This window comes from Streptomyces sp. NPDC047841 (assembly GCF_040704085.1).
Taxonomy (GTDB): domain Bacteria; phylum Actinomycetota; class Actinomycetes; order Streptomycetales; family Streptomycetaceae; genus Streptomyces; species Streptomyces argyrophylli.
In genome coordinates this window covers 34,539-55,252 of sequence record NZ_JBEYRP010000038.1, presented here as the reverse complement: position 1 = coordinate 55,252, position 20,714 = coordinate 34,539, and the positions used below count along the sequence as shown (strand labels likewise).

At 73.8% G+C, this 20,714-nt stretch carries 16 protein-coding genes and 1 pseudogene; 8 read left to right on the top strand and 9 right to left on the bottom strand.

Annotated features, from left to right (window positions below; genetic code table 11):
• Positions 1-116 (bottom strand): annotated as a pseudogene (locus tag AB0947_RS38330) (alpha/beta hydrolase); the annotation flags it as partial.
• 224 nt (positions 117-340) lie between these two features.
• Entirely contained in the window at positions 341-1,231 is an 891-nt protein-coding gene (locus AB0947_RS38325) for a class I SAM-dependent methyltransferase (protein WP_366755011.1), read from the bottom strand.
• A 225-nt stretch (positions 1,232-1,456) separates the two neighbouring features.
• Between AB0947_RS38325 and cseB the strand changes: the two genes are divergently transcribed.
• The 3 genes from cseB to AB0947_RS38310 all read left to right on the top strand — a co-directional run bounded on the left by cseB (position 1,457) and on the right by AB0947_RS38310 (position 4,611).
• On the top strand, positions 1,457-2,185 hold the full coding sequence (cseB, locus tag AB0947_RS38320) for a two-component system response regulator CseB (RefSeq protein WP_366755010.1): 729 nt from the start codon (positions 1,457-1,459) through the stop codon (positions 2,183-2,185).
• A 1-nt stretch (position 2,186) separates the two neighbouring features.
• Positions 2,187-3,431, top strand: coding sequence for a HAMP domain-containing sensor histidine kinase (locus tag AB0947_RS38315; RefSeq protein ID WP_366755009.1), 1,245 nt, complete (start codon positions 2,187-2,189; stop codon positions 3,429-3,431).
• 148 nt (positions 3,432-3,579) lie between these two features.
• Complete coding sequence (locus AB0947_RS38310) at positions 3,580-4,611, top strand: D-alanyl-D-alanine carboxypeptidase (RefSeq protein ID WP_366755008.1); 1,032 nt, start codon at positions 3,580-3,582, stop codon at positions 4,609-4,611.
• Between the two features lie 270 nt (positions 4,612-4,881).
• Here AB0947_RS38310 and AB0947_RS38305 read toward each other — a convergent pair whose 3' ends face one another.
• On the bottom strand, positions 4,882-6,435 hold the full coding sequence (locus AB0947_RS38305; RefSeq protein WP_366755007.1) for a CehA/McbA family metallohydrolase: 1,554 nt from the start codon (positions 6,433-6,435) through the stop codon (positions 4,882-4,884).
• A 364-nt stretch (positions 6,436-6,799) separates the two neighbouring features.
• Between AB0947_RS38305 and AB0947_RS38300 the strand changes: the two genes are divergently transcribed.
• Positions 6,800-7,618, top strand: a complete 819-nt coding sequence (locus AB0947_RS38300; protein WP_366755006.1) for an oxidoreductase — start codon at positions 6,800-6,802, stop codon at positions 7,616-7,618.
• Between the two features lie 129 nt (positions 7,619-7,747).
• Positions 7,748-8,413 carry a TetR family transcriptional regulator gene (locus AB0947_RS38295; protein ID WP_366755005.1) on the top strand — a complete coding sequence of 222 codons (666 nt, stop codon included), beginning with the start codon at positions 7,748-7,750 and terminating at the stop codon, positions 8,411-8,413.
• Positions 8,414-8,569: 156 nt separating this feature from the next.
• On the opposite strand, the gene AB0947_RS38290 is transcribed toward AB0947_RS38295, so the two are convergent.
• Complete coding sequence (locus tag AB0947_RS38290; RefSeq protein WP_366755004.1) at positions 8,570-9,322, bottom strand: SDR family oxidoreductase; 753 nt, start codon at positions 9,320-9,322, stop codon at positions 8,570-8,572.
• A 34-nt stretch (positions 9,323-9,356) separates the two neighbouring features.
• Positions 9,357-9,818, bottom strand: a complete 462-nt coding sequence (locus AB0947_RS38285; RefSeq protein WP_366755003.1) for a hotdog domain-containing protein — start codon at positions 9,816-9,818, stop codon at positions 9,357-9,359.
• A 156-nt stretch (positions 9,819-9,974) separates the two neighbouring features.
• Between AB0947_RS38285 and AB0947_RS38280 the strand changes: the two genes are divergently transcribed.
• On the top strand, positions 9,975-10,727 hold the full coding sequence (locus AB0947_RS38280; protein WP_366755002.1) for a TetR/AcrR family transcriptional regulator: 753 nt from the start codon (positions 9,975-9,977) through the stop codon (positions 10,725-10,727).
• A 266-nt stretch (positions 10,728-10,993) separates the two neighbouring features.
• Positions 10,994-11,584: a flavoprotein gene (locus AB0947_RS38275; protein ID WP_366755001.1), complete on the top strand. Its 591-nt coding sequence runs from the start codon at positions 10,994-10,996 to the stop codon at positions 11,582-11,584.
• Between the two features lie 30 nt (positions 11,585-11,614).
• On the opposite strand, the gene AB0947_RS38270 is transcribed toward AB0947_RS38275, so the two are convergent.
• The 3 genes from AB0947_RS38270 to dacB all read right to left on the bottom strand — a co-directional run bounded on the left by AB0947_RS38270 (position 11,615) and on the right by dacB (position 15,457).
• On the bottom strand, positions 11,615-12,577 hold the full coding sequence (locus AB0947_RS38270; RefSeq protein WP_366755000.1) for an AraC family transcriptional regulator: 963 nt from the start codon (positions 12,575-12,577) through the stop codon (positions 11,615-11,617).
• A 31-nt stretch (positions 12,578-12,608) separates the two neighbouring features.
• The gene (locus AB0947_RS38265) at positions 12,609-13,751 is read right to left on the bottom strand and encodes a ricin-type beta-trefoil lectin domain protein (protein WP_366754999.1); all 1,143 of its coding nucleotides are present in this window, start codon (positions 13,749-13,751) and stop codon (positions 12,609-12,611) included.
• Positions 13,752-14,068: 317 nt separating this feature from the next.
• On the bottom strand, positions 14,069-15,457 hold the full coding sequence (gene dacB / locus AB0947_RS38260; RefSeq protein WP_366754998.1) for a D-alanyl-D-alanine carboxypeptidase/D-alanyl-D-alanine-endopeptidase: 1,389 nt from the start codon (positions 15,455-15,457) through the stop codon (positions 14,069-14,071).
• Positions 15,458-15,686: 229 nt separating this feature from the next.
• On the opposite strand from dacB, the gene AB0947_RS38255 reads away from it, so the two are divergent.
• Positions 15,687-16,178, top strand: coding sequence for a hypothetical protein (locus AB0947_RS38255; protein ID WP_366754997.1), 492 nt, complete (start codon positions 15,687-15,689; stop codon positions 16,176-16,178).
• A gap of 712 nt (positions 16,179-16,890) precedes the next feature.
• Here the strand turns inward: AB0947_RS38255 and AB0947_RS38250 are convergent.
• On the bottom strand, positions 16,891-20,676 hold the full coding sequence (locus tag AB0947_RS38250) for a S8 family serine peptidase (RefSeq protein WP_366754996.1): 3,786 nt from the start codon (positions 20,674-20,676) through the stop codon (positions 16,891-16,893).
• Between the last annotated feature and the right edge of the window lie 38 nt (positions 20,677-20,714).

Below are 20,714 nucleotides of genomic sequence, written 5' to 3'. Positions count from 1 at the left end.
CCCGGGTGACCGACCACCAGTGCCGGCAGCGGAGCGCCGGCCGGGGTGTCGGGGAGGTAGAGGTGGGCGGCGATCTCGATACCGGCGCTGTCGAAGCTGACGGTGGTCCTGGCCATGAGGGCACTCCTGTGGAGACTCGTTGAGGTGGGTGACACACCCGGCAGCGGCCCCCCGACAGGGAGCCGCACCCTTTCCGGGCACACACCCACACTCCGCCACCCCGCCCCCGCACGGAAGAGACAAGTCCCTGCCCGGGAAAGAATCTGCCCCCCTTTCCGTCCGCTCGGGAGTGCCCGTCATACGTGTTGCCCCGCATGACATCGTCACCCGTGCGAGGCCGTCAGGAGCGGACGGCCAGGATCCAGCGATTGGCGGCCAGCGCGTCGTCCGGCGCCGGCCGCAGGGCGACGCCGTGGCGGCCCGCGAAGTCGAACGGCGTGTGTACGGCCGTGTCCCAGCCCCGCGCCTCGAGATCGGCGACGGAGTCCGGGCGGGGTTCGGTGCTGAACAGGGCGAGCAGGTCGATGCCGAGCCGCTCCCGGACCGCCGCGTAGACGGGGTAGTCGCGTTGCCCGGCCGGGTCCACCCCGCGTTTGACCTCGTAGCCGAGCGCACTGCCCGGTGCGCTGTGCGCGTTGACGGTCGCGAGGAGTTCCTGTTCCGCGGCCGGCGGCAGATACGGCACCAGCCCCTCGGCGAGCCAGGCCGTCGGGCGCGTCGGATCGAAACCGGCCGTGATCAGGGCGTGGGTCCAGTCCTCGCGCAGGTCGGCGGCGAGGGTGACGCGGGTGGCCCGCGGCACGGCCCCGAGCGTGTCCAGGACGGACTGCTTGAAGGCGAGCACCTCCTCCTGGTCGATCTCGAAGACCGTGCTGCCGTCGGGCCACGGCAGCCGGTGGGCGCGGGTGTCCAGACCGGCGCCCAGCACGACCGCCTGCCGGCAGCCGCCGGCCGCGGCGCTGAGCAGGAAGCCGTCGAAGACGCGGGTGCGCAGTCCGAAGAACCGGGCCAGCCGTCCCCACAGCGGATCGGCGTCGCCGTCCGGCACCTCGTCGAACCGGCGCGGCCAGTCGGCGCAGCCGGGCGCCGCGCGGACGAAGTGCTCCGCGTACTCGTCCCGCGCCGGTGCGTCGGGCCGGGAGGTCTCGATCGCGCGGGCCGCGGCGACCAGTAAGGCGGTCACGCCCACCCCCGCGACTCCGGTGCTGCTTCCTCGGGCGGTATCGGTCATGTCCCTCTCCGCGGTGCCGTGTCGCTGCGCGGTTCCCGCGCCTGACATCCTGTGCCTGACACGTCCCCGGGCGGGCCCGGAGTTCACTCGACACGTGTGCGCGGGTGCGGACCCGGTGCGCGGGGGCGTCCGCGCCGGAGGCCGTCCATGCCCGCCCCCGCCACTCGTCGCCGTACCCCGGACGGCATGATGGTGTTTCCCGCACCCGCGTCCGGAGGGGAAGACATGTCCGCCGCACCGGCACCGGAAGGCCGCCCGGTCCCCGTCTCGATCCTGCTCGTCGAGGACGACGAGGTGATCCGCAGATCCGTCGCGCTCGCCCTGGAGCGCTACGGCTACCAGGTCACCACGGCCGGGGACGGGCTGACCGGACTGGAGCGGTTCCGGGAGGGCGGGCACGACGTGCTGCTGCTGGACGTGATGCTGCCGCACCTGGACGGTGTCGGACTGTGCCGGCGTGTCCGGGAGACCAGCACGACGCCCGTGCTGATGATGTCCGCGCGCGGCGACGCCCTGGACGTGGTCTCGGGTCTGGAGGCCGGCGCCGACGACTACGTGGTCAAACCCGTGGACACCGCCGTACTGGTGGCGCGGATCCGCTCGCTGCTGCGCCGTGCCACCTTCGTCGCGGCCGGCGCCTCGCCCGTCGAGGCCGCGCGGAAGGACACCGTGCTGGTCTTCGGTGACCTGGCCGTCGACACGGCGGGGCTGGAGGTGACACGGGGCGGTGAGCCGGTCGCGCTGGCCCCCACCGAGCTGCGGCTGCTGCTGGAGTTCGCCGCCAGCCCCGGCATCGTCCTCGACCGGCAGACGCTCCTTCGCACCGTGTGGGACTACGGCTGGGAGGGCGACACCCGGGTGGTCGACCTGTGCGTGCAGCGGCTGCGGAAGAAGATCGGCGCCGACCGGATCGAGACCGTACGCGGCTTCGGCTACAAGCTGCGGCGGACCTGACGTGCACACCGTCCGCTCCCTGCTCAACTGGCGTTCGCTGCGCTGGAAGATCGCCCTGCTGGTGGCCGTGGCCTGCTGCGCCGTCGCGCTCACCGTCGGACTGCTCGTCCACCGCAGCACCCTGGACCGCTCCATGAACGACGGCGCCGCCAAGGCGGTGACCGCCCTGTCCCACTCGGTGGAGCGCTACGCGCGCGAGGGGACGCTCGAACCGGGCGACGAGCTGGACCCCGCGACCGTGCCCGAGGAACTGCTGCGCCGGCTCCACGAACGGAAGGACCCGGTCCACAACCCCGTCACCTGGTACGACGGCGATCCCCAGGCCCCCCGGATGTACGCGGCGACCAGCTACCGGGGTGAGCCCTTCGCCGTGTACGCGGACATGACCCCCGATCTGCTCACCCGACAGGCGCTGGACCGGCACATGTGGAAGTACTCGCTGCTGATGCTCGGGATCGTGGTGCCGGTGTCGGCGCTCGCCGCCGAGCTGCCCCACCGCAGACTGCGACGGGTCGCGAAGACCGCGCGCCGCATCTCGGACGGCGACCTGTCCGCGCGCACCGGGGCCGGCGGCGGGGACGAGATCGGCGCCATCTCCGCCACCGTCGACGCGATGGCCGACAGCCTGCACGAACGCCTGCTCGCCGAGCAGCGGTTCACCGCCGACGTCGCCCACGAACTGCGCACCCCGCTGATGGGGCTGGTCACCGCGAGCGGCCTGCTGCCCGAGGGCGAGGCCACCGATCTGGTCCGGGACCGGGTGGCGGTGCTGCGGAACCTCGTCGAGGAGCTGCTGGAGATCTCCCGGCTCGACGCGGGTGCCGAGACGGCCGATCCGCGCCGGGTGCCGCTGGCCGCCGTGATCCGCGACTCGCTGGCCCGCACCGGCCTCGCGGCACGGTTCACGGCGCACGGGGAGCCGTGGGCCGACACCGATCCGCGCCGGCTGGACAGGATCGTCGCCAACCTGGTCACCAACGCGCACCGGCACGGCCGCGCGCCGGTCGAGGTCGAGGTGACGGGCACGACGGTCACCGTACGCGACCACGGCCCCGGTTTTCCCGCCCACCTGCTGGCCCACGGACCGCAGCGGTTCCGCACCGGGGCGGCCGAGCGCGGCCACGGCCACGGCCTGGGCCTGACCATCGCGCTGGGCCAGGCACGGGTCATCGGAGCCCGGCTGGAGCTGGCCAACTCCCCCGGCGGCGGGGCGGTGGCCGTGCTCCGGCTGCCCGCCGCGCCCTGACCACACCGCCGTAACCGGGCCCCGATACACGACGGATGCACAGCCGAGCGGTGCCGGCGCGCCGGCCGCCGCCGCGCGGACACACCTGCCCCGCAAGGTGACCGGGGTGCGTGGACGTCACGCACCTGCCCGCAGGAGGTGCGTTCCCATGTGCCCGGCCACCGTTCCCGGCGAGTCCGAGCTGTGCCCCGACCAGGTGTCGCCGTCCACCGGCCGGCGACGCACGCCCTGGCGGCGGCGCCCGCTCCGGTCGCGCCTGTTCGTCTCCGGTGCCGCCGGTGCCGGCGCGCTGACCGCCCTGGTGGTGCTCGGCACCGTCGTACACCCCGGCGGTGGCGGTCCGGCGGTCCCCGGGTCGCCGACGTCCCTTTCCTGGCCGGCGGAGGGACAGACCAGCATCCACGTCGAGGGCCTGGGCTCCCGGGGCGAACTCGGCTCCCGGGGCGCTCAGAAGCCCGTTCCGCTGGCCAGCGTGACCAAGGTGATGACCGCGTACGTCATCCTGCGCGACCATCCAGTCCCTCCCGGCGGCAGCGGCGCCGTCCTCACCGTCGACGCGCGGGCCGCCCAGGAGTCCAGCCTGGGCGCGGAGTCGACGGTGGCGGTCGAGGCGGGACGCCGGCTGAGCGAACGGCAGGTGCTGGAACTGATGCTGCTTCCCTCCGCCGGTAACGTCGCCCGGATGCTGGCCCGTTGGGACGCCGGTTCGGAGGAGGCGTTCGTCGGGAAGATGAACCGCGCCGCCCGCGGTCTGGGCATGACGAACACCACGTACACCGACCCCAGTGGCATCGCCCCGACGACGGTCAGCACCTCCGAGGACCAGCTGAAGCTGGCCCGGCAGGTGATGCGCGACCCGGTGTTCCGGTCCGTCGTCGCCGAGCGGGAGGCCCGGGTGCCCGGGGTGTCCGGCACGGTACGCAACACCAACACCCTGGTGGGCGAGGGCGGGGTGATCGGCGTCAAGACCGGGTCCAGCACCCCGGCGGGCGGCAACCTGATGTGGGCGGCCACCGCGCCGGACCGCGACGGGCACCAGCGGCTGGTGCTGGGCGTCGTACTGCACCAGAAGGCCGGCACCGGCTCCGAGCAGGGTCTCGACGCCGCGCTCGCAGCCGGCGGTTCGCTGATCGCGAGCGTGCGGCGGTGGGTGGCGGCGACCGGGCCGGCCACCCGGTGACGGGCCGCGCCCGGCGGCGAAGGGCACGCTCGGCGGGTGGCGGCGCGCGGACCGGCCGTCCGGTGGCGGGCCCTCGGCGCAGGCCGCCGGCGCGTGCCACGGTCCAGGTCGCCGCGTTGCCCGCCGTGTCCGAGGCGCTCGCCCGCCGGAGACCCGAAGCCGGCTCCGCGCGGCGCGTCGAGGACGCGGCGCCCGCGGCGCCCGTGCCGCGGCCGCTGCCGGGGATGCCCGTCGCCGCAGGACACCCCGACGGCCGGCCGGCGTGGCCCCTCAGTCCCGGATGCGCAGGACGATCGGGTTGGTCAGCGCCGCCATCGCGCCCCACTGGAGGTCCGGGCCCATGGTGTTGCCCTTGCCGGGGGTGCCGTCCGCCTTCGGGTGGCGTACCTCGGCGCGCACGTACGCGGCGAGCGAGGCGGTGGTGCGCCAGACGACCGTGCCGGTGCCGGAGGCGCCCAGCGACTCCTGGTGCAGCTGGCCCTCGTCGGTGATGAACCGCACCGTGCCGTTCGGCACCCCCGACACCTCCAGGCGCACGTCGACGGGCGTGTCGGCGGCCACCCGGAGCGTCTCGCCGATGCCGGCCTGACGGCCGCCGCCGGTCGCGGTGAAGGCGACGGTGACGGCCGAGGACTCGGCGACGTAGCTGCGGCCCCCGCGGATGCCCTCCAGGATCGCCGGCCGGCTCAGGTCGTCGGCGTACACGACCGTCTGCGGCAGGCCGATGACCTGCGGCACGCTGTGCGCGTCGCTGTTGGCCATGGCGGGCAGCCAGTCCTCGCCGGTGCGCATCGCCGTGCCGAGCATCGCGTCCCAGGTGTCGACGGCGGACTCGTCGTCGTAGGTCCAGGGGCCGTTCCACACCTCCACGGCGTCGGCGTCCTCGTAGCCGAACTTCCATTGGCACGCCACGTACGGGCAGTAGGGGTGCGCCGGGACGACCAGGCCGCCCTGGCGGCGCACCTGGCGGGCGAAGCGCGGGAACGCGTCGTCGCGCGAGCGGTAGCGCCAGTCGATCCACGAGCCGTTGTCCAGGCCGAGCGCCAGCCAGTGGCCGTTGCGGGTGGTGATCTCCTCGCCGTTGACGATCAGCAGGTCGGGGCCGGCGTACTCGCCCCAGACCGCGTGCGCGGAGGAGGTGTTGTGGTCCGTGGAGACGATGAAGTCCAGGCCGGCCTCGCGCGCGCCGGCGGCGACCTCGGACGGCAGGCGCTTGCCGTCGGAGTGCACGGTGTGCAGGTGGCAGTCGCCGCGGTACCAGGCCCGGCCGCGGCCCTTGGCGCGCTCGCTCGGGTAGTTCGGCTTGAAGGGGGCGCCCGCGGGGCCGTAGCGCAGGGTGACGGTCACCGAGTAGTCCATGCCCTGCGGGGCCACCTGGTAGGGGCCGAGGACGACGTGCCAGGTGCCGGGGTTGACCGGGCCGGGCAGGTAACCCGGGGTCGCCGCTTCGCTGTTGACGACGAAGGAGGTGCGGGCGCCGCCGGACCAGCCGCGGAAGCCCTTGCCGCCGAGTGCGGTGCCGCGCTCGTCGAAGAGGCCGATGTCGCACGCGTTGCCCGGCGTGCCGCTCGGCACGGACGGCTTGTCGTACGTGTAAGACACGGCGATCTGGTTGACGCCCCGGGGCACCTCCACCGGCAGGTGGACGAAGTCGGCGGCGCCCGTGGCGAGATGGCCGGTGATGGTGCGCGTCACCTCCGTGCCGTCGGCGGGCACGCCCGCCGGTGCGGCCTCGCCGGCCTCCGCGAAGCGGACGGGCGCGAGGGTCAGCGCGCCGGCCGCGCCGAGTACCCCGCCCGCCATGAGCAGGCCCCTGCGGCCCATGCCGGCCGTGCTCTCCGCGGCCGGGCTCGGACCATGTTCACATGTTCCGCTCTGGCACATGCGATCCCCTCCTGAGTGTGTGCGGTGTCCGGTGACCCCGGCACATTCGTCGGCCGAAGTGAAACACCACACACTCCTTGGCGAAACCCTCACCACGGCTGGTTGAAGCCCGGACGACACTCGCCGGCCCGCGGGAGCGTGGCGTGCGTGTGGCGTTCCTCGCTTCCGGGCGCCGGACTCGACAAGAGGCCGCTGGCCCTTATCGTGGAGCGCGGTAAAGTTCCACTGGCCTCTTATGAGGCCGCAGTACCCCCCAGCCACCGGGCCGCACAGCGCCGCCCGCACAGAAACCGAGGCAACGACCATGAGCAAGACCTGGCTGATCACCGGAAGCTCCCGCGGACTGGGCCGTACCCTCGCCGAGTCCGTCCTGGAAGCCGGGCACCACGTGGTGGCCACCGCGCGGCGTACCGAGGCGCTCGGCGCCCTCGCCGAGAAGTACGGCGACCGGGTCCGCCTGGTCACCCTGGACGTGACCGACGCCGCCGCCGCGCGGCGGGCCGTGCAGGCGGCCGTCGAGGCGTTCGGCGGTCTGGACGTGGTGGTGAACAACGCCGGCTACGCCGACATGGCCGCCATCGAGGACATGTCCGACGAGGCCTTCCGCGCCCAGATCGACGCCAACCTCTTCGGCGTCGTCAACGTCACCCGGGCCGCCCTGCCGGTCCTGCGCGAGCAGGGCTCCGGGCACATCATCCAGATCTCCTCCGTCGGCGGACGCGTGGGCGTCCCGGGCCTGGGCGCCTACCAGGCGGCCAAGTGGGCGGTCGGCGGCTTCTCCGAGGTCCTGGCCAAGGAAGTGGCCCCCCTCGGCATCAAGGTGACCGTCGCCGAGCCGGGCGGCATGCGCACCGACTGGGCCGGCTCCTCCATGGACACCCCGCCCGTCAGCGCACCCTACGAGCACGTCGTCGGCGGCGCCGTCGCGGCCATCCGCGGGCAGGACGGCAAGCAGCCGGGCGACCCGGTCCGCATCGCCCAGGTCCTGCTGGACATCACGGAGGCCGAGGAGCCGCCGCTGCGCCTGCTGCTCGGCAAGGACGCCGTGGCCGTCGCGCAGGACATGGCCGGCCGGCTGGCCGCCCAGGACGCCGAGTGGCGCCAGGTGAGCGAGTCCGTATGACGGTTGCCGTGCGGCGAGCAGGCCCTCACACCTCGTCGGGGCCGTCCTCGGGGCCGTCCCGGCGAAGCGTAGGGTTGCGGCGGGCGGCACCGGGTGCGGGCCGCGGAGGAATCCCCTGGGGAAGCGACGATGACAGACGACCGGCCGACGGACTTCCAGCGCGCGCGCAGCGCCGAGCAGCGTGAGGTCCGCAAGCAGGCCATCCTCGAAGCCGCGACACAGCTCCTGACGGAGATGCCGGTCAGCGAGATCAGCCTGCGGGAGCTGAGCCGGCGGGTGGGGCTGTCGAAGACCAACGTGGTGCGGTACTTCGAGACGCGGGAGGCGGTGTTCTTCGAACTGCTCAACCGGTCCCTCACCGAGTGGATCGAGGAACTGCCCGCCGACCTGCCGCCCGCCGGTGCCGCCTCGCCGCAGACCGTGACGGGTGCCCTGGCCCGGTCCCTGGCCCGCCGGTCCCTGCTGTGCGACCTGCTGAGCGCGCTGGGTTCCGAACTCGAACGGAACATCTCCGCCGAGTCCGCGCGGGCCTTCAAGCTCGCCCATGTCCGGCTGCTGGGTACGCTGGCGGATCTGCTGCGGCGGCACATCACCGCGCTGACCCCGGCCGCCGCTCGCGAACTGGTCTCCCTGACCGTCGTGTGCACGGCCGGGCTCTGGCCCTTCGCCCACCCCTCACCGGCTGTCGCCGAGGCCCAGGAGGACCCGGAACTCGCCGGTACGAAGGTGGACTTCGCCGAGCGGCTGGGCCGTACCCTGCACGTCACCGTCGCCGGGCTGCTGAGCCTGGGCTGACGCGAGCGGCCGGCCCGGCCCGGGCCGGCCGGACTTGTACCGGAGCGGTGCGGCCCGGCGGCACGCGCCGGGCCGTACGACGCCGGGTCACACCGGACGCCGGTCGCACCGCGGGCCGGGTTCACACGACGGGCCGGGTTTACACGACGGGCCGGGTCACACCACGAGCCGGGTCACTCCGCCGTTGACGTGGAGGTTCTGGCCGCTGACCCACCGCGACTCCGGGCCGACGAGGAAGGCGACGACGTCGGCGATGTCGGCCGGGTCGCCCAGTCTGCCGAACGGCGACAGCTGGGCGGCCTGCCGCAGGGTCTCCTCGGCGTTCACGGACCGCAGCAGATCCGTGTCCGTGAAACCGGGGGAGACCGTGTTGGCGGTGATGCCGCGCGGCCCGAGTTCCCGCGCCGCGACCGCCGTGAACTGTTCGACGGCACCCTTGCTGCCCACGTACACGGAGGCGCCCGGGACCGTCATCCGGGTGTTGATCGTGGACACGCTGATGATCCGGCCGCCGTCGCGCATGTGCCGGGCCGCCTCCTGGAGGGCGAGGAACACGGCCTTCGCGTTGACGGCCATGATCCGGTCGTAGTCCTCCTCGGTGACGTCCGCGATCGACGCGGGCAGCGCGGACCCCGCGTTGTTGACCAGGATGTCGAGGCCGCCCAGCCACTCCCGCGCCCCGCTCAGGAACCGCCGTACGGCCTCGGGCTCCGCCAGATCGACGCGGAACCCCTTCGCCGCGCCGCCGTTCGCCTCCGCCGCGCGTTCCACCTCGGCGGCGCGCTCGGTGCCGGAGAGGCAGGAGAACGCCACGCGCGCCCCGTCCGCGACGAGGCGTTCGACCACCGCCCGGCCGATCCCGTTGGACCCGCCGGTGACGATGGTCCCTTTTCCGCTCAGTACGGGCACGCCGTCCTCCTGTTCGTCCGCGCGGAGCCGCGCCTCAGACCTGTTCGTCCGGCAGGCCGATGGTCCGGGCGATCTCCCGGACCCGCTCCGACCAGGCAGTGGGCTGGAAGGTGGTGCTGTCGAGGCGGACGACGGTGCGACTGCCGTGTGCGTACGTCGTCGTCCCGTCGGCCGAGCACACCCGGTAGCCCGCGGTGGCGGAGGTGGTGCCCAGCCGCTCCATCCACAGGTGTACGGCGTACTCACCGATCCCCGCAACGGGCTGGTCGTAGGTGATGTCGAAGTGCTTGGCGACGTTGAAGCCGTCGCCGTCCAGGCCGCTCCTGCCGCCGATCCCCTTGTCCCGCCAGAACCACCCCCACGCCCGCTCGACCAGCACCTGGTAGTGGCCGTTGTGCAGCAGGCCCATCGGGTCCAGGTCGTCGAAGTGCACGACCACGGGCATCAGGACACCGACGTCGGTGCCGGGCGTGTCGGCTGTGGGGGTGGCGGGCATCGTTCTCCTCCTCGCGCATGTGTGTCTCCCGGGACGATACCTGTCACCTCGGACTGGGTCACACATGAACACACATGTTTCAGCGGGAGCGGGCTGTGCGTCTTCGTCGAGCGAGGAGAGGGTATCGGTGATTCGCCACACTGATATCGTCGATCCATGACCACGGAGACGGCACCGGAGCAGGCAGGACCGACACTGCGGCAGAAGATCGTCCTGGCCGCCGCCCGGCTCCTGGAGGAGGGCGGCCTGGACGCGGTGTCGACCCGTGCCGTCGCCGCCCGCGCCGGCGTGCCGACCCCGTCGATCTTCCGGATCTTCGGGGACAAGGAGGGGCTGCTCGAGGAGGTCGCGGAGCACGGTTTCCGGCGCTACCTCGAAGTGAAGGCCGAACTGCTCACCGACGACGACCCCGTGCAGGCGCTGCGCGACGCGTGGGACTTGCACATCCGCTTCGGACTCGAGCACGCCGCCTACTACTCGCTCGTCTACGGCCAGGTCCGCCCCGGCCACATCCCGCAGGCCGGACGGCGGGCCGCCGCCGCCCTGCGACACATGATCACCCGAGTGGCCGCGGCGGGACGGCTGCGGATGAGCGTCGAACGCGCCACCGAGGTCATGCACTCCGCCGGCGTGGGCACGATCCTCACCCTGATGAGCCTGCCCGAGGACGCCCGCGACCCGCGGACCGCCGACACGGCACGCGAGATGGTGATCAACACCCTCACGCTTCCGCCCGCGCGGCACGGCGCCGGCGACGACGGCGTTCCCCGTGCCGCCGTCGCCAGCCGTGCCATAGCGCTGCTCGCCGCCCTCGACCGGGAGGACACCGTGGCGCTCGGCCCCGCCGAGCTGAGTCTGCTGCGTGAGTGGCTGAACCGGCTGGCCGACGCGCCGGACGCCGTCGGCTGAGACGCGAGGCGGCCGCGGTCACACGTCGCCCGGCAGCGGTCACACTCCGTCCGGCATGGGTCACTCAGTGCCAGGGTGCTGCTGGCCGCGCTCGACCGCGAGGACACCGTTGCGCTCGGTCCCGCCGAGCTGAGTCTGCTGCGTGAGTGGCTCGACCGGCTGGCCGACGCGACGGGGCCAGGCTCGGAATGACGTCGGCACGGATGGTCAGCCGCGGTGGCACATGCTGTCATATTCCGTCCCGTGTGGCGGAGCATCGTGGGGGCATGACCAGTAACGACCCGTCCGTCTTCGGTGGACGCCTGCTCATCGGCGCGACCGGCTCCGCCGCGATCGCCATGCTCCCGATGTACATCAACGCGCTGCGCACCACGTTCACCGGGACCGTCACCGTCCTGATGACGCACACCGCCGCCACGTTCCTCCCGCCGCACACCGTCGGCCTGTTCGCGGACCGGGTGGTCACGGGAGCCGCGCCGGACGGCTGGGCCCACGAGAACCAGGCGACCCTGGCGGCGGAGCACGACATGATGGCCGTCCTGCCGGCCACCGCCAACATGCTCTCCGCCACCGCCACGGGCGCCGTGCCGAACATGCTGACCGCGACGATCGCCGCCGCCGACTTCCCCGTGGTGTTCTTCCCGGTGATGACCGGCGAGATGTGGCTCAAGCCCGCCGTCCAGCGCAACGTCGACCAGCTCCGCCAGGACGGCTACCACGTCATCGACCCGCAGTGGGGACAACGCTACGACGTCGGCCTGAAGCAGCTCGTCAAGGCTCCCATGCCGCCGGCGCCGCCCCAGTTCGTCGAGACCGTCCGGGAGCTCATGCCCCCGCGCCGATCCGAGGACGGCTGAGGACGGCTATTGAGGGCACCAAGGGGACCGTCACTGCGCGCCCGGCCGCCCGGCACGGTAGGCGCCGGGCGTCATGCCCGTGACCGCCCGGAACGCCCGGTGCAGCTGCGCGTCGCCGCCGAAGCCGCACGCGTGGGCCACCGCGGCGAGAGGGCGTTCGGGGTACGACCGCACCAGCCGCTGGGCGTGTGACACCCGGAGCCGGCGGATCAGCTCCGTGAGCGATTCGCCGTACGCGGCCAGGGCGCGGTACATCGTGCGCCGGGAGATTCCGCAGCCCGCGGCCACCCCGGCGGCGTCGAGACGGGGGTCCGCGGCGTGCCGGCGCACGAACCGGTGGATCCGTTCGCGCGTCAGCGCCGTGGCGGACGCCTCCGGCGGCACGCTGCCCGCGGCCCAGGCCAGACCGGTGTCCAGCAGGTCGACGGCGTGCGGCAGCAGTGCGGCCGCCGCCCCGGCATCCTGGCCCTGAAGACGGTGGAGGCCGACGAGGAAGTCCGCGATGACCCGGCCGGGGCCCGAAGCGCCCAGCCCGACGCCGGTCGCCCCGGCCGGCGCGCGGTGCGCCAGCCGGGATCCGGGCACCTTGACCACCAGCTGGGAGAAGTCGTCGTCGAAGTCCAGCGCGTAGGGACGGGTGCTGTCGACGAAGGCCATCGTCCCCGGCGCGAGCAGGGCCACCCGCCCGTTCTGCTCCAGCCTGCCCCGGCCGCGCAGCTGGATGTTGGCGAGGAGGACGTCCTCGTGGTCGCGTCCGATCAGCCGGGGTGTCCGGACCACCTGCTGGGGGCCCGCGGTCAGCTCGGCGAAACCGATCCCGTCCAGGACGCAGTGCTCGATCCGCCCCTCGAAGGCCGCGTCCGGCCCGGGGCGCACCGCCACCCCGACGAACGTGTCACAGATGACGTCGGCCCAGTACGCGAACGCGTCGGAGGTGCCGAGGTCCGCGCTGGACCACAGGGTGCGCGCACCAGGCCGTGGGCAGGTGTTCATGCCTTCCATGATGGCTGCCCGCCCGTGGTGCTCAGGACGTGGACCACTTCTGGTTGGGGCTGCCGGAGCAGGACCACAGCTGGAGCCGGGTGCCGTTGTCCGTGGCGTTGTCCCGGACGTCGGTGCACTTGTCGGCGAGGGTGCTGACCAGGTCGTGCCGGAAGTTCAGCGTGAACCGCTGCGCCGGGCTCCCGTCGCAGGGGGCGAGTTCGAGGTCCGTCCCGTCGGCGGTCGAGCCGTTCGCGAGCTGCACGCACATGCCGAGCGCCCGCATGGTCCCGCCGGTGAACGTCCAGTGCTGCGCGGTGGATTCCGAGCAGTCCCAGATCATCAGGCCCGCGCCCGGCACGGCCTTGCCGCCCACGACGGCTATGCAGCGCTGCGAGGCGTGACTGAACACGTTCACCCCGGGTGCCGCGGCCGGAGCGGGCGTCCCGGTCCCGTTCGTGGCCTTCGCCGTGGTGGTGGGGCGCCGTACGGGGGACGCCGGGTCCTTGCCCGGCGCACTGCTGCCGGGCGAGGCGGACGCGGGCTCCCGGGAAGCGCCGGCCGTCTCGCCGGGGCCGGTCGCGGACGCCTTCACCGGGGGCGCCGGCACACCGCCGAACGCGTCGCTGACGTCCGTGCCGCGACCACGGGAGTCGACGGTCACCGAAGCCCCGTCGCGCTTGCCGTCGCCGTGACCGTTGACCAGGCCCAGGGTCAGCAGGACACCGCCCGCCGCCAGCAGCCCGACGACGCCCACGACACCGAGGGCGCCGCGCAGCCCCTCGCGCCGGGTCCTGGGGCCCGCGCCCCGCCGGGCCGGTCCGAGGGAGACGACCGGGTCCGGGGCGGCACCGCCGTCCGTGTCGGCGCGGCGTGCGAAGGCGTCGCCGGGTTCGTCCCCGGCGGAGCCGCCCGCCGTGTCGTCGGCCGCCCGGGACGACGTCCCGCCGGCGCGGCCGGCGTTCCCGCGCGATCCCAGCGAGGAGATCTGGGCGAGCCGGGGCAGGGGGGTGCCGTTCCCGGCGGCGTCGGGCGCCCGGTCACCGCCGTCCGGTGCGGACCGCTCCGCACCGCCGGCCGCGGTGCCGTCCTGGCCGGGCCCGGAGCCGGGACTGACGGGTCTGGCGCTGCCGGGGACTCTCCTGGGGAGATCCCCCGCCGACCGGGACGTGTGTGGAGGCTGCATGGGTTCCTTTCCAGCGGAGCCGGAGCGTGGGTGGCAGTGTCGCGGGGGATGCCCGACCGGTCTGCGGCGCGGTCCGGCCCTGCCACACATGGAGCGGATCCGCCGCCGCTCCGGTTCACGCCCGGGAGGTGTGACATGTGACTCATACCGGTGTGCGCGCGGAGACTCGAACCGGCGCGCCGGACGGCGCGGCCGGCCGCACCGGTGGCGCGGACGCCGCCGCGCACACACGAACGCCGCCGCGCACACGAACGCCACCCGGGCCTCACGGCCGGGCGGCGCCTGGTGCCTGGCACCCGCTCACCTCGCCGACAACCTCAGGCCCAGCAGCCGTTCACGGTCGCGGCCAGACCGTCCATCGCGTCCTTGATGTCGTTCGGAGCGGCCGTGGAGCCGTTCTCGATGAAGGAGAAGACCCGCCACTCGCCGTCGTCGGTCCGGGTCAGACCGCTCAGGGCGATGGCCCCGGTGAGGGTGCCGGTCTTCGCCCGCACCTTGCCGACCGCGCAGCGGGAGTTCGGGTCGTCGAACCGGCCCCACTCCGGGCCGAGGGTGGAGCCCGCCTCCCCGGCGACCGGCAGGCCGTCCAGGATGGAGCCCAGGGTGTGCGCGTAGCGGGGCTCCGTGAGCAGTTCGAGGATCTGCGCGAGGGTGGCCGCCGGGATGCGGTCGGTGCGGGACAGGCCGCTGCCGTCGTGGATGACGAAGTTGTCGAGGGAGACGCCGTAGCGGTGGCTGAGCACCTGGCGCACGACCTCGGTGCCCCCCTCGAAGGTGGCGGGGTGTCCCGCGCCCAGGGCGGTCATCCGCAGCAGGGTCTCGGCGATGTCGTTGTCGCTCGTCTTGAGCATCTTCTTGACGATGTCCGACAGCGGGGCCGACCGGTGGCGTGCGACCGGTACGTCGCCGCGGTGCGCCGTGCCGCGTGTGACCTCGCCGTCGACGGTGACACCGTCCTGGGCGAGCAGCCCGGCGAAGGTCTGCCCCGCGTCGATGGAGGTGTCCTGGACACCGCGGCCGTCGACCACGAGGGCGCGGACCGGGGCGACGGTGTCCGGGTAGTAGCCGTCGTTCCAGCCGTCCGCGAGGGTCGGTGCGGGGAACAGGCTGTCGTCCACGGCGACCTTCACCGTGGTCAGGCCCGCCTTCTTCAGCCCGGCGACCGCGGTCTTCGCGAGTTCCGCGAGGTCGGCACTGCTGAGGGTGCGGTCACCGCCGCCGACGAGGGTGAGGGTGCCGTGGCCGTAGACGACCTTGGTGGTGAACCGGTGCTCGGGGCCCAGCACGGTCAGGGCGGCGGTCGACGTGGCCAGCTTGACGTTGGAGGCCGGCATCAGCGCGGTGGCGCCGTCGTGGTCCCACAGGGTCTCGTCGGAGTCCGCGTCCAGGACCACGCCGCTCACGTCGGAGCCCAGTCGCTGGTCGAGCACGCGGGTGTCCAGGTTGGCGGCCATCTGCTGGTCGGCGGGGCCGGCCAGGTCCGCGCGGCCGGACGTGCCGCTGCCCGGCGCCGTGGTGCCGTTGCCGGCGGCGAAGGCCGAGGGACCGGCCAGCGCGGCCGAGGCGACCGGCACCGCCAACGCCAGCACGACGGTACGCCGGAGACCCGCGCCGCACTGCCTCGTCCTCCGGTGCCGGCGCCGGCCGCCCGGCGTGAAGGAATCGGTCTGCGTTTCCGCTGATGTTTCCGCTGAGGAGTGGTTCATAAATTCCAGGGTTCGATCGGGATACGTGTGAAGTGGACCGGCCGCACGCTACTCCGTCGCACCACGGCCCCCGCACCGCTTCTGTGCCTCGCCACCACTTCTTCACACCGGGGTAACCCGTGCGTGTGCCTAGACTGAGACAGATGTCTCGGGGGCGGGAAGGCGGCACACCGTGCCGGTCCGTTCGACGTGCCACCGAGCCGGTGTGACACGGGGAGGGTGGCGTCCGATGAAGTCCGCACGCCGGGAGAACGCCTGGTGGCCCGCGGTGGGTACGTGGGCCGTCGTGCTGGTGCTGGCCGCGGCCGGGTTCTGGTTCGCCGGCCGGACCGGCGAGCCCCCGCACCACGCCGGTGACGTGGCCGCCGACCGTGTGACCGCGGGCCGGGTGTGCCGGTCGGCGCTCCCGCGCGGCATGGAGCTGTCCTGTGGGACGTACGGCTTCGGCGACCTGCGGTACGTCTGCGCCGACCGGCACCACGACGGTGCGCGGTGCCGGCCGACCTCGCAGGTGACGGTCCGCAACCCGGGCCGCGCCAGGGTGTACGTGTCGTACCTGGCGGGCCCGCGGCCGGGCGAGCGCGAGGAAGGTCCGCGGCAGGTGGTGGGGCCGGGAGACGAGACGACGCTGCGCCCTGGTGCGGGACGGCTGTTGTTCGACATCACCCTGCGCGGCGGGGACGGAGGACCGAGCCGCCTGGAGGTGGTCCGCGTCCGGTGACCCCTGACGGGGTCGCTCCGCGTGTTCGCCGGCACGGCTGGCACGGCTGGCACGGCTGGCACGGCTGGCGCGGTCGGCGCGGTCGGCGGGTTCGCGTGCGCCCCGTTGTGCGTGCCCGAGCGGAGGACCGAGCCGCCCTGAGGTAATCCGCGTCCGGTGAACCCTGACGGGGTCGTTCCGTGCGTTCGTTGGCACGGCTGGCGTGGTCGGCGAGTTGGCGTGCGCCCCCTTGTGCCCGCCCGCGCGGAGGGTCGAGCCGCCTGGAGGTAGGTCCAGGGCCGGTGACCCCTGACGGGTTCGTTCCGCGTGTTCGGCGGCACGGCTGGCACGGCTGGCACGGCTGGCACGGCTGGCACGGCGCTGGCGCGGCTGGCGCGCTTGCGCGGTCGGCGGGTTCGCGTGCGCCCCGTTGTGCGTGCCCGCGCGGAGGACCGAGCCGCCTGGAGGTGGTCCGGGTCCGGTGAACCGGTGAACCCTGGCGGGGTCGTCCGGCGACAAGTGCGTCGACGCCAAGGACGACGGGACCGCCAACGGCGCGCACCCGCAACGGTGGACGTGCGCGGGCACACCCAACCAGAAGGGGAGCTTCCGCACTCCGTAGGCGTCCCGGCCGTTCCGGAGAACAGAAGGGTGCCCGCCCCCGACGGGGGACGGGCACCCTTCGCGCTGGGCGCACACGTCGCTCCGCGCGCCCAGCGCGACCCGCGTCCGCTCAGCGCAGGCCGTAGGCCCGCGTCACGGTCTGCCGTATCCGGTCGCCCGCCCGGTCCACGGCGTTCGCCCGCAGGGTGACGTGGCCGCCCGGGTGTCCGCCCGCCGGTATCACCAGCGACCAGCGGTCGTCACCGGCAGCCTTGGCCACGGCCCGCCGCCAGCTCTTGCCGTCGTCGTAGGACACGTCGACGGTGACCTCGCGGACCGGGGAGGTGCCGGACGCGCCCGGCTGGTGGCGTACCGTCACCGACCCGGTGAGCCTCCTGCCGGCCCGCGCGGTGTCGTTCCGGTCGAGCGGCAGGACGAAGCCCAGGTCCAGCAGGTCCAGCGGGGTGCGGACGGCGGTGTCGGTGCGGCCGGTGCTGAAGGTCCACTCCGAGCGCACCTTCGGGGACAGGGCGGACGGGCGGGTGCCCGTGACGACCAGCCGGTAGGTGCCGGGAGCCGCGGGCAGGTCGAAGGCCCCCACCCCCGGTGTGCCGTTGGCGCCGACCTTCGTGGTGCCCCGGAACAGCTGGGTCGTGCCGTGTTCCTGCACCGCGCCCTCGTAGTCCGTCTCGGGAAGCACGAGATGGCGCGGGTCGGCGGCGCCGAACACGGGGATGCGGGTCACCAGCCGGTTCCCCTGCCGGTACGCCGTGGGCAGCGGTTCGCCGTCCGACCCGGCGCGCACCACCTGGGGCAGCCTGGGGGCGAAGGGGGCCGTGCCCCACGCGATCGAGGTGCGCTGCCCGGCCCGGTAGCGGGTCGGTGCGGTCACCTCGCTCGTCCCGGACGTCCAGTCGGCGGTCAGCCCGACGGACGTATCGGCGCCCCAGAAGACCCCCGGGGTGAAGTACTCCACGCGCTTCTGCGGGAACGTCGGCGCGGACATCGCCGTGTCCGTCAGACCGGTCGCCGGGTCCGTGAAGGTCAGCGCCTGGCCGGAGACGTGCCGCCCCCCGGCCGGGTTGCGGTAGACGGCGTCCACCCGGGCCAGCGCGGCGCGGTCGAAGTGCCAGGCCTGCCCGTGCGGAAGCGCCGTGCCCACCGAGCCGTACAGGGCGTACGACGTCGGGGAGACGGGCCGGCCCTGCACATGGACCCGGTCCTGCCCGGCCGCCGCCCGGTCCCGCAGGCCCTGGATGTCCTCGGGGCGGATGAGGTAGAGCACCGGCAGCGCCCCGGTGTCCCCGAGGTCGTCGTACGTGAGCACCAGGGCGGCGCCCCTGTCCCGCAGGGCCTTGACCAGCGGGGCGAACTGCTCGGCCGTGGGCGGCTCGACGGGCTCGCCGCGGACGTCCGGGGCGATGAGGACGACCTTGCCGCCGACGTCGCCGATCCGGTCGGGGTCCGTCTCCTCGCCGATGTCCACCAGCCGTGCGGTGACGTCCCCCTCGTAGCCCTCGGGCCGGGGGTCCTCCACGTCGCCGGCCTCGTACGGGTCCTCGCCCACCGTCGTCACCCGGTTGTGCGGCGGGGCCCAGGCCGCGCTGTAGGAGAGGGTCGTCCCGGGGATGGCCTCGGTGGACTGCACATAGCGGTGCGGGTAGTTGCTGACCACGGAGAAGTCGCTGGTCTGTGCGGTGCCGGCCACCACGGAGCGGAGAGTGACGTTGGCGGTGTAGATCTCGGGACGGGCGGCGGGGTCGTTCAGCTCGGCCGTCACCGGCCGGGCCGCACGTGTGTCGAGGGTGACGGTCCGCTCGCCGTCGACGCGCAGTCCGTCCCGCGCGAAGTAGGTCGTCGACACACCCGGCGACTCGTCCGTCAGTCCGACGCCCAGCAGGCGGTACGTCCCGACAGGGACCTCCGCGGTGACCGAGCCGGCGTCACCCGTGCCGGACCCCTCGTCGCCCACGGGGAAGTACACGGAGCCGGTGGCGTCGTTCTGCAGCACCGTCAAGATGCCGGACGCGTCCATCGGCTGCCCGGACCGGTCGAGCACCCGGAGCGTCATCGTGCCGGTGCGGTCGAGGACGTCGGCGGCCACCGGGGTCACCACACGGGTGTCTCCCGCGGACGCCGTCAGCCGGCCCTCCCAGGAGCCGACGGAGCCGGAGCCGGCCAGGACCCGGACGGTGGCGGACGCGGTGCCGTGCGCCGGAACGGTGAGCGACGACGGGGCCGAGAACAGACCCTCCGGGGCGGGCGCGCCACCCGTGCTGGTCACCGACAGGCTCAGGGCCAGCGTGACCGGGGTGTCGCCGTCGTTGGCGTACGTGACCTTCCCGGTGGCCGGCTTCGCCGGGTCGTGGGGCCAGGACAGACGTCCCAGGCCCAGCGACGGGGTCAGCGCGCGCACGGGCTGCGCGGCGGCGCGCGCGACGTCGAGGCGGCCCGCGCCGTTGCCGAACACGTCGATGCCCTTCAGCACCTTCGCCGACCCCGTGAGCGCGGCCTTGATCTGCCGGCCGGTCCAGTCGGGGTGTTCGCCCGCGAGGATCGCCGCGGCGCCCGCGACGTGCGGGGTGGCCATCGACGTGCCCGACAGCGTCACGTAGTGGCTGTCACCGGGTGCGTTCGGGAACGCGCCGGGGGCACGGGCCGCGGTGATGTCCTCGCCGGGCGCCGAGATCTCCGGCTTCAGCCCGAAGTCGCCGATGCGGGGGCCCCGGCTGGAGAAGGAGCTGAGGGTGTCCCGCTTGGTGGTGCTCGCCACGGTCAGCGCCGCGTCCGCGGCGCCGGGTGACGACACGCTCTCCTGCGTGCCGGAGTTGCCGGCGGCCACCACGAACAGCGCCCCCGACGACGCCGACAGCTCGTTCACCGCGGAGGACAGCACGTCGGTGCCGTCACTGGGGAACTCGCCGCCCAGGCTCATGTTGATCACCTTGGCGCCCTGCTGGACCGCCCACTCCATGCCGGCGAGGACCTGCGAGTCGCTGCCCCGGCCCGAGTCGTCCAGGACCTTGCCGTTCAGCAACCGCGCGCCCGGGGCCACACCCCGGTAACGGCCGCCGGACGCCGCGCCGTTGCCGGTGATGGTGGACGCCACATGGGTGCCGTGGCCCACGTGGTCCCCGGTCCCGGCCGCGTCGGTGAAGTTCTTCGCCGCGTCGACCTTCCCCTTCAGATCGGGGTGCCCGGTGGCGATGCCCGTGTCGAGGACGGCGACCTTCACGCCGTCGCCCTTGTACCCGTGCTTCCAGGCCGAAGGCGCCCCGACCAGCGGCACGCTCACGTCCAGGGTGGGGCGTACGACCCCGTCCAGCCAGATCTTGGTGCCGTGCGCGGGAGCGGCCCGGCGGGCGCCGGCACCGCCCTTCTCCCCGGTCAGGGCCGCCCACAGCGCCGTCGCGTCCGACTTGCGCGTGGACAGCGCCCGTATGCCCAGCCGCGGCAGGGTACGGGTGACCTCGGCGGTGGACGGCGTCGCGGTCTTCGGCGCGCTGCCCGGCCTGCCGGTGACGAGCACGCCGATACGGCCGGTGTGCCCGTCGTCGAGCCGCTGGGCCGCGAGCCCCGTGATGTCGAACAGGGCGCGGTCCACCTCGCCCCGTGTCAGCGCGCCCCAGGCGTCCTGCGGTACGACATAGGTGTGTCCGTTCTCGGTGAAGCGCGCGAAGGCCGCCTCACGCCGCCGCGGGGCGGGAGCGGTACCGACGATCTCGACGGTGCCGCCCGTGCGCCGGTAGCTGACCGTGTCACCCGTGATGAGGGTGACCTTCTCGACGGGCCCGGCGGCCGCTGCGCCCGGCCGGTCGGCGGCTTGCGTCGTCGGCGCCGCGTCGGCCGGGGCGACGACCACCCCTGCCAGCGTGCCGACCCCCAGCAGCAGCGCCGCTGTTCTGTGTCCTGTCACTGCAACCCTCCTGTTGCCGTCCCTTGGTCGAGGGACGG

Excerpts from the sequence above, each read along its gene's own strand:
- AB0947_RS38325 (WP_366755011.1), bottom strand. The coding sequence starts at position 1,231 with ATGACCGATACCGCCCGAGGAAGCAGCACCGGAGTCGCGGGGGTGGGC.
- cseB (WP_366755010.1), top strand. The coding sequence starts at position 1,457 with ATGTCCGCCGCACCGGCACCGGAAGGCCGCCCGGTCCCCGTCTCGATC.
- AB0947_RS38310 (WP_366755008.1), top strand. The coding sequence starts at position 3,580 with ATGTGCCCGGCCACCGTTCCCGGCGAGTCCGAGCTGTGCCCCGACCAG.
- AB0947_RS38305 (WP_366755007.1), bottom strand. The coding sequence starts at position 6,435 with ATGGGCCGCAGGGGCCTGCTCATGGCGGGCGGGGTACTCGGCGCGGCC.
- AB0947_RS38300 (WP_366755006.1), top strand. The coding sequence starts at position 6,800 with ATGAGCAAGACCTGGCTGATCACCGGAAGCTCCCGCGGACTGGGCCGT.
- AB0947_RS38295 (WP_366755005.1), top strand. The coding sequence starts at position 7,748 with ATGACAGACGACCGGCCGACGGACTTCCAGCGCGCGCGCAGCGCCGAG.
- AB0947_RS38285 (WP_366755003.1), bottom strand. The coding sequence starts at position 9,818 with ATGCCCGCCACCCCCACAGCCGACACGCCCGGCACCGACGTCGGTGTC.
- AB0947_RS38280 (WP_366755002.1), top strand. The coding sequence starts at position 9,975 with ATGACCACGGAGACGGCACCGGAGCAGGCAGGACCGACACTGCGGCAG.
- AB0947_RS38275 (WP_366755001.1), top strand. The coding sequence starts at position 10,994 with ATGACCAGTAACGACCCGTCCGTCTTCGGTGGACGCCTGCTCATCGGC.
- AB0947_RS38270 (WP_366755000.1), bottom strand. The coding sequence starts at position 12,577 with ATGAACACCTGCCCACGGCCTGGTGCGCGCACCCTGTGGTCCAGCGCG.
- AB0947_RS38265 (WP_366754999.1), bottom strand. The coding sequence starts at position 13,751 with ATGCAGCCTCCACACACGTCCCGGTCGGCGGGGGATCTCCCCAGGAGA.
- dacB (WP_366754998.1), bottom strand. The coding sequence starts at position 15,457 with ATGAACCACTCCTCAGCGGAAACATCAGCGGAAACGCAGACCGATTCC.
- AB0947_RS38255 (WP_366754997.1), top strand. The coding sequence starts at position 15,687 with ATGAAGTCCGCACGCCGGGAGAACGCCTGGTGGCCCGCGGTGGGTACG.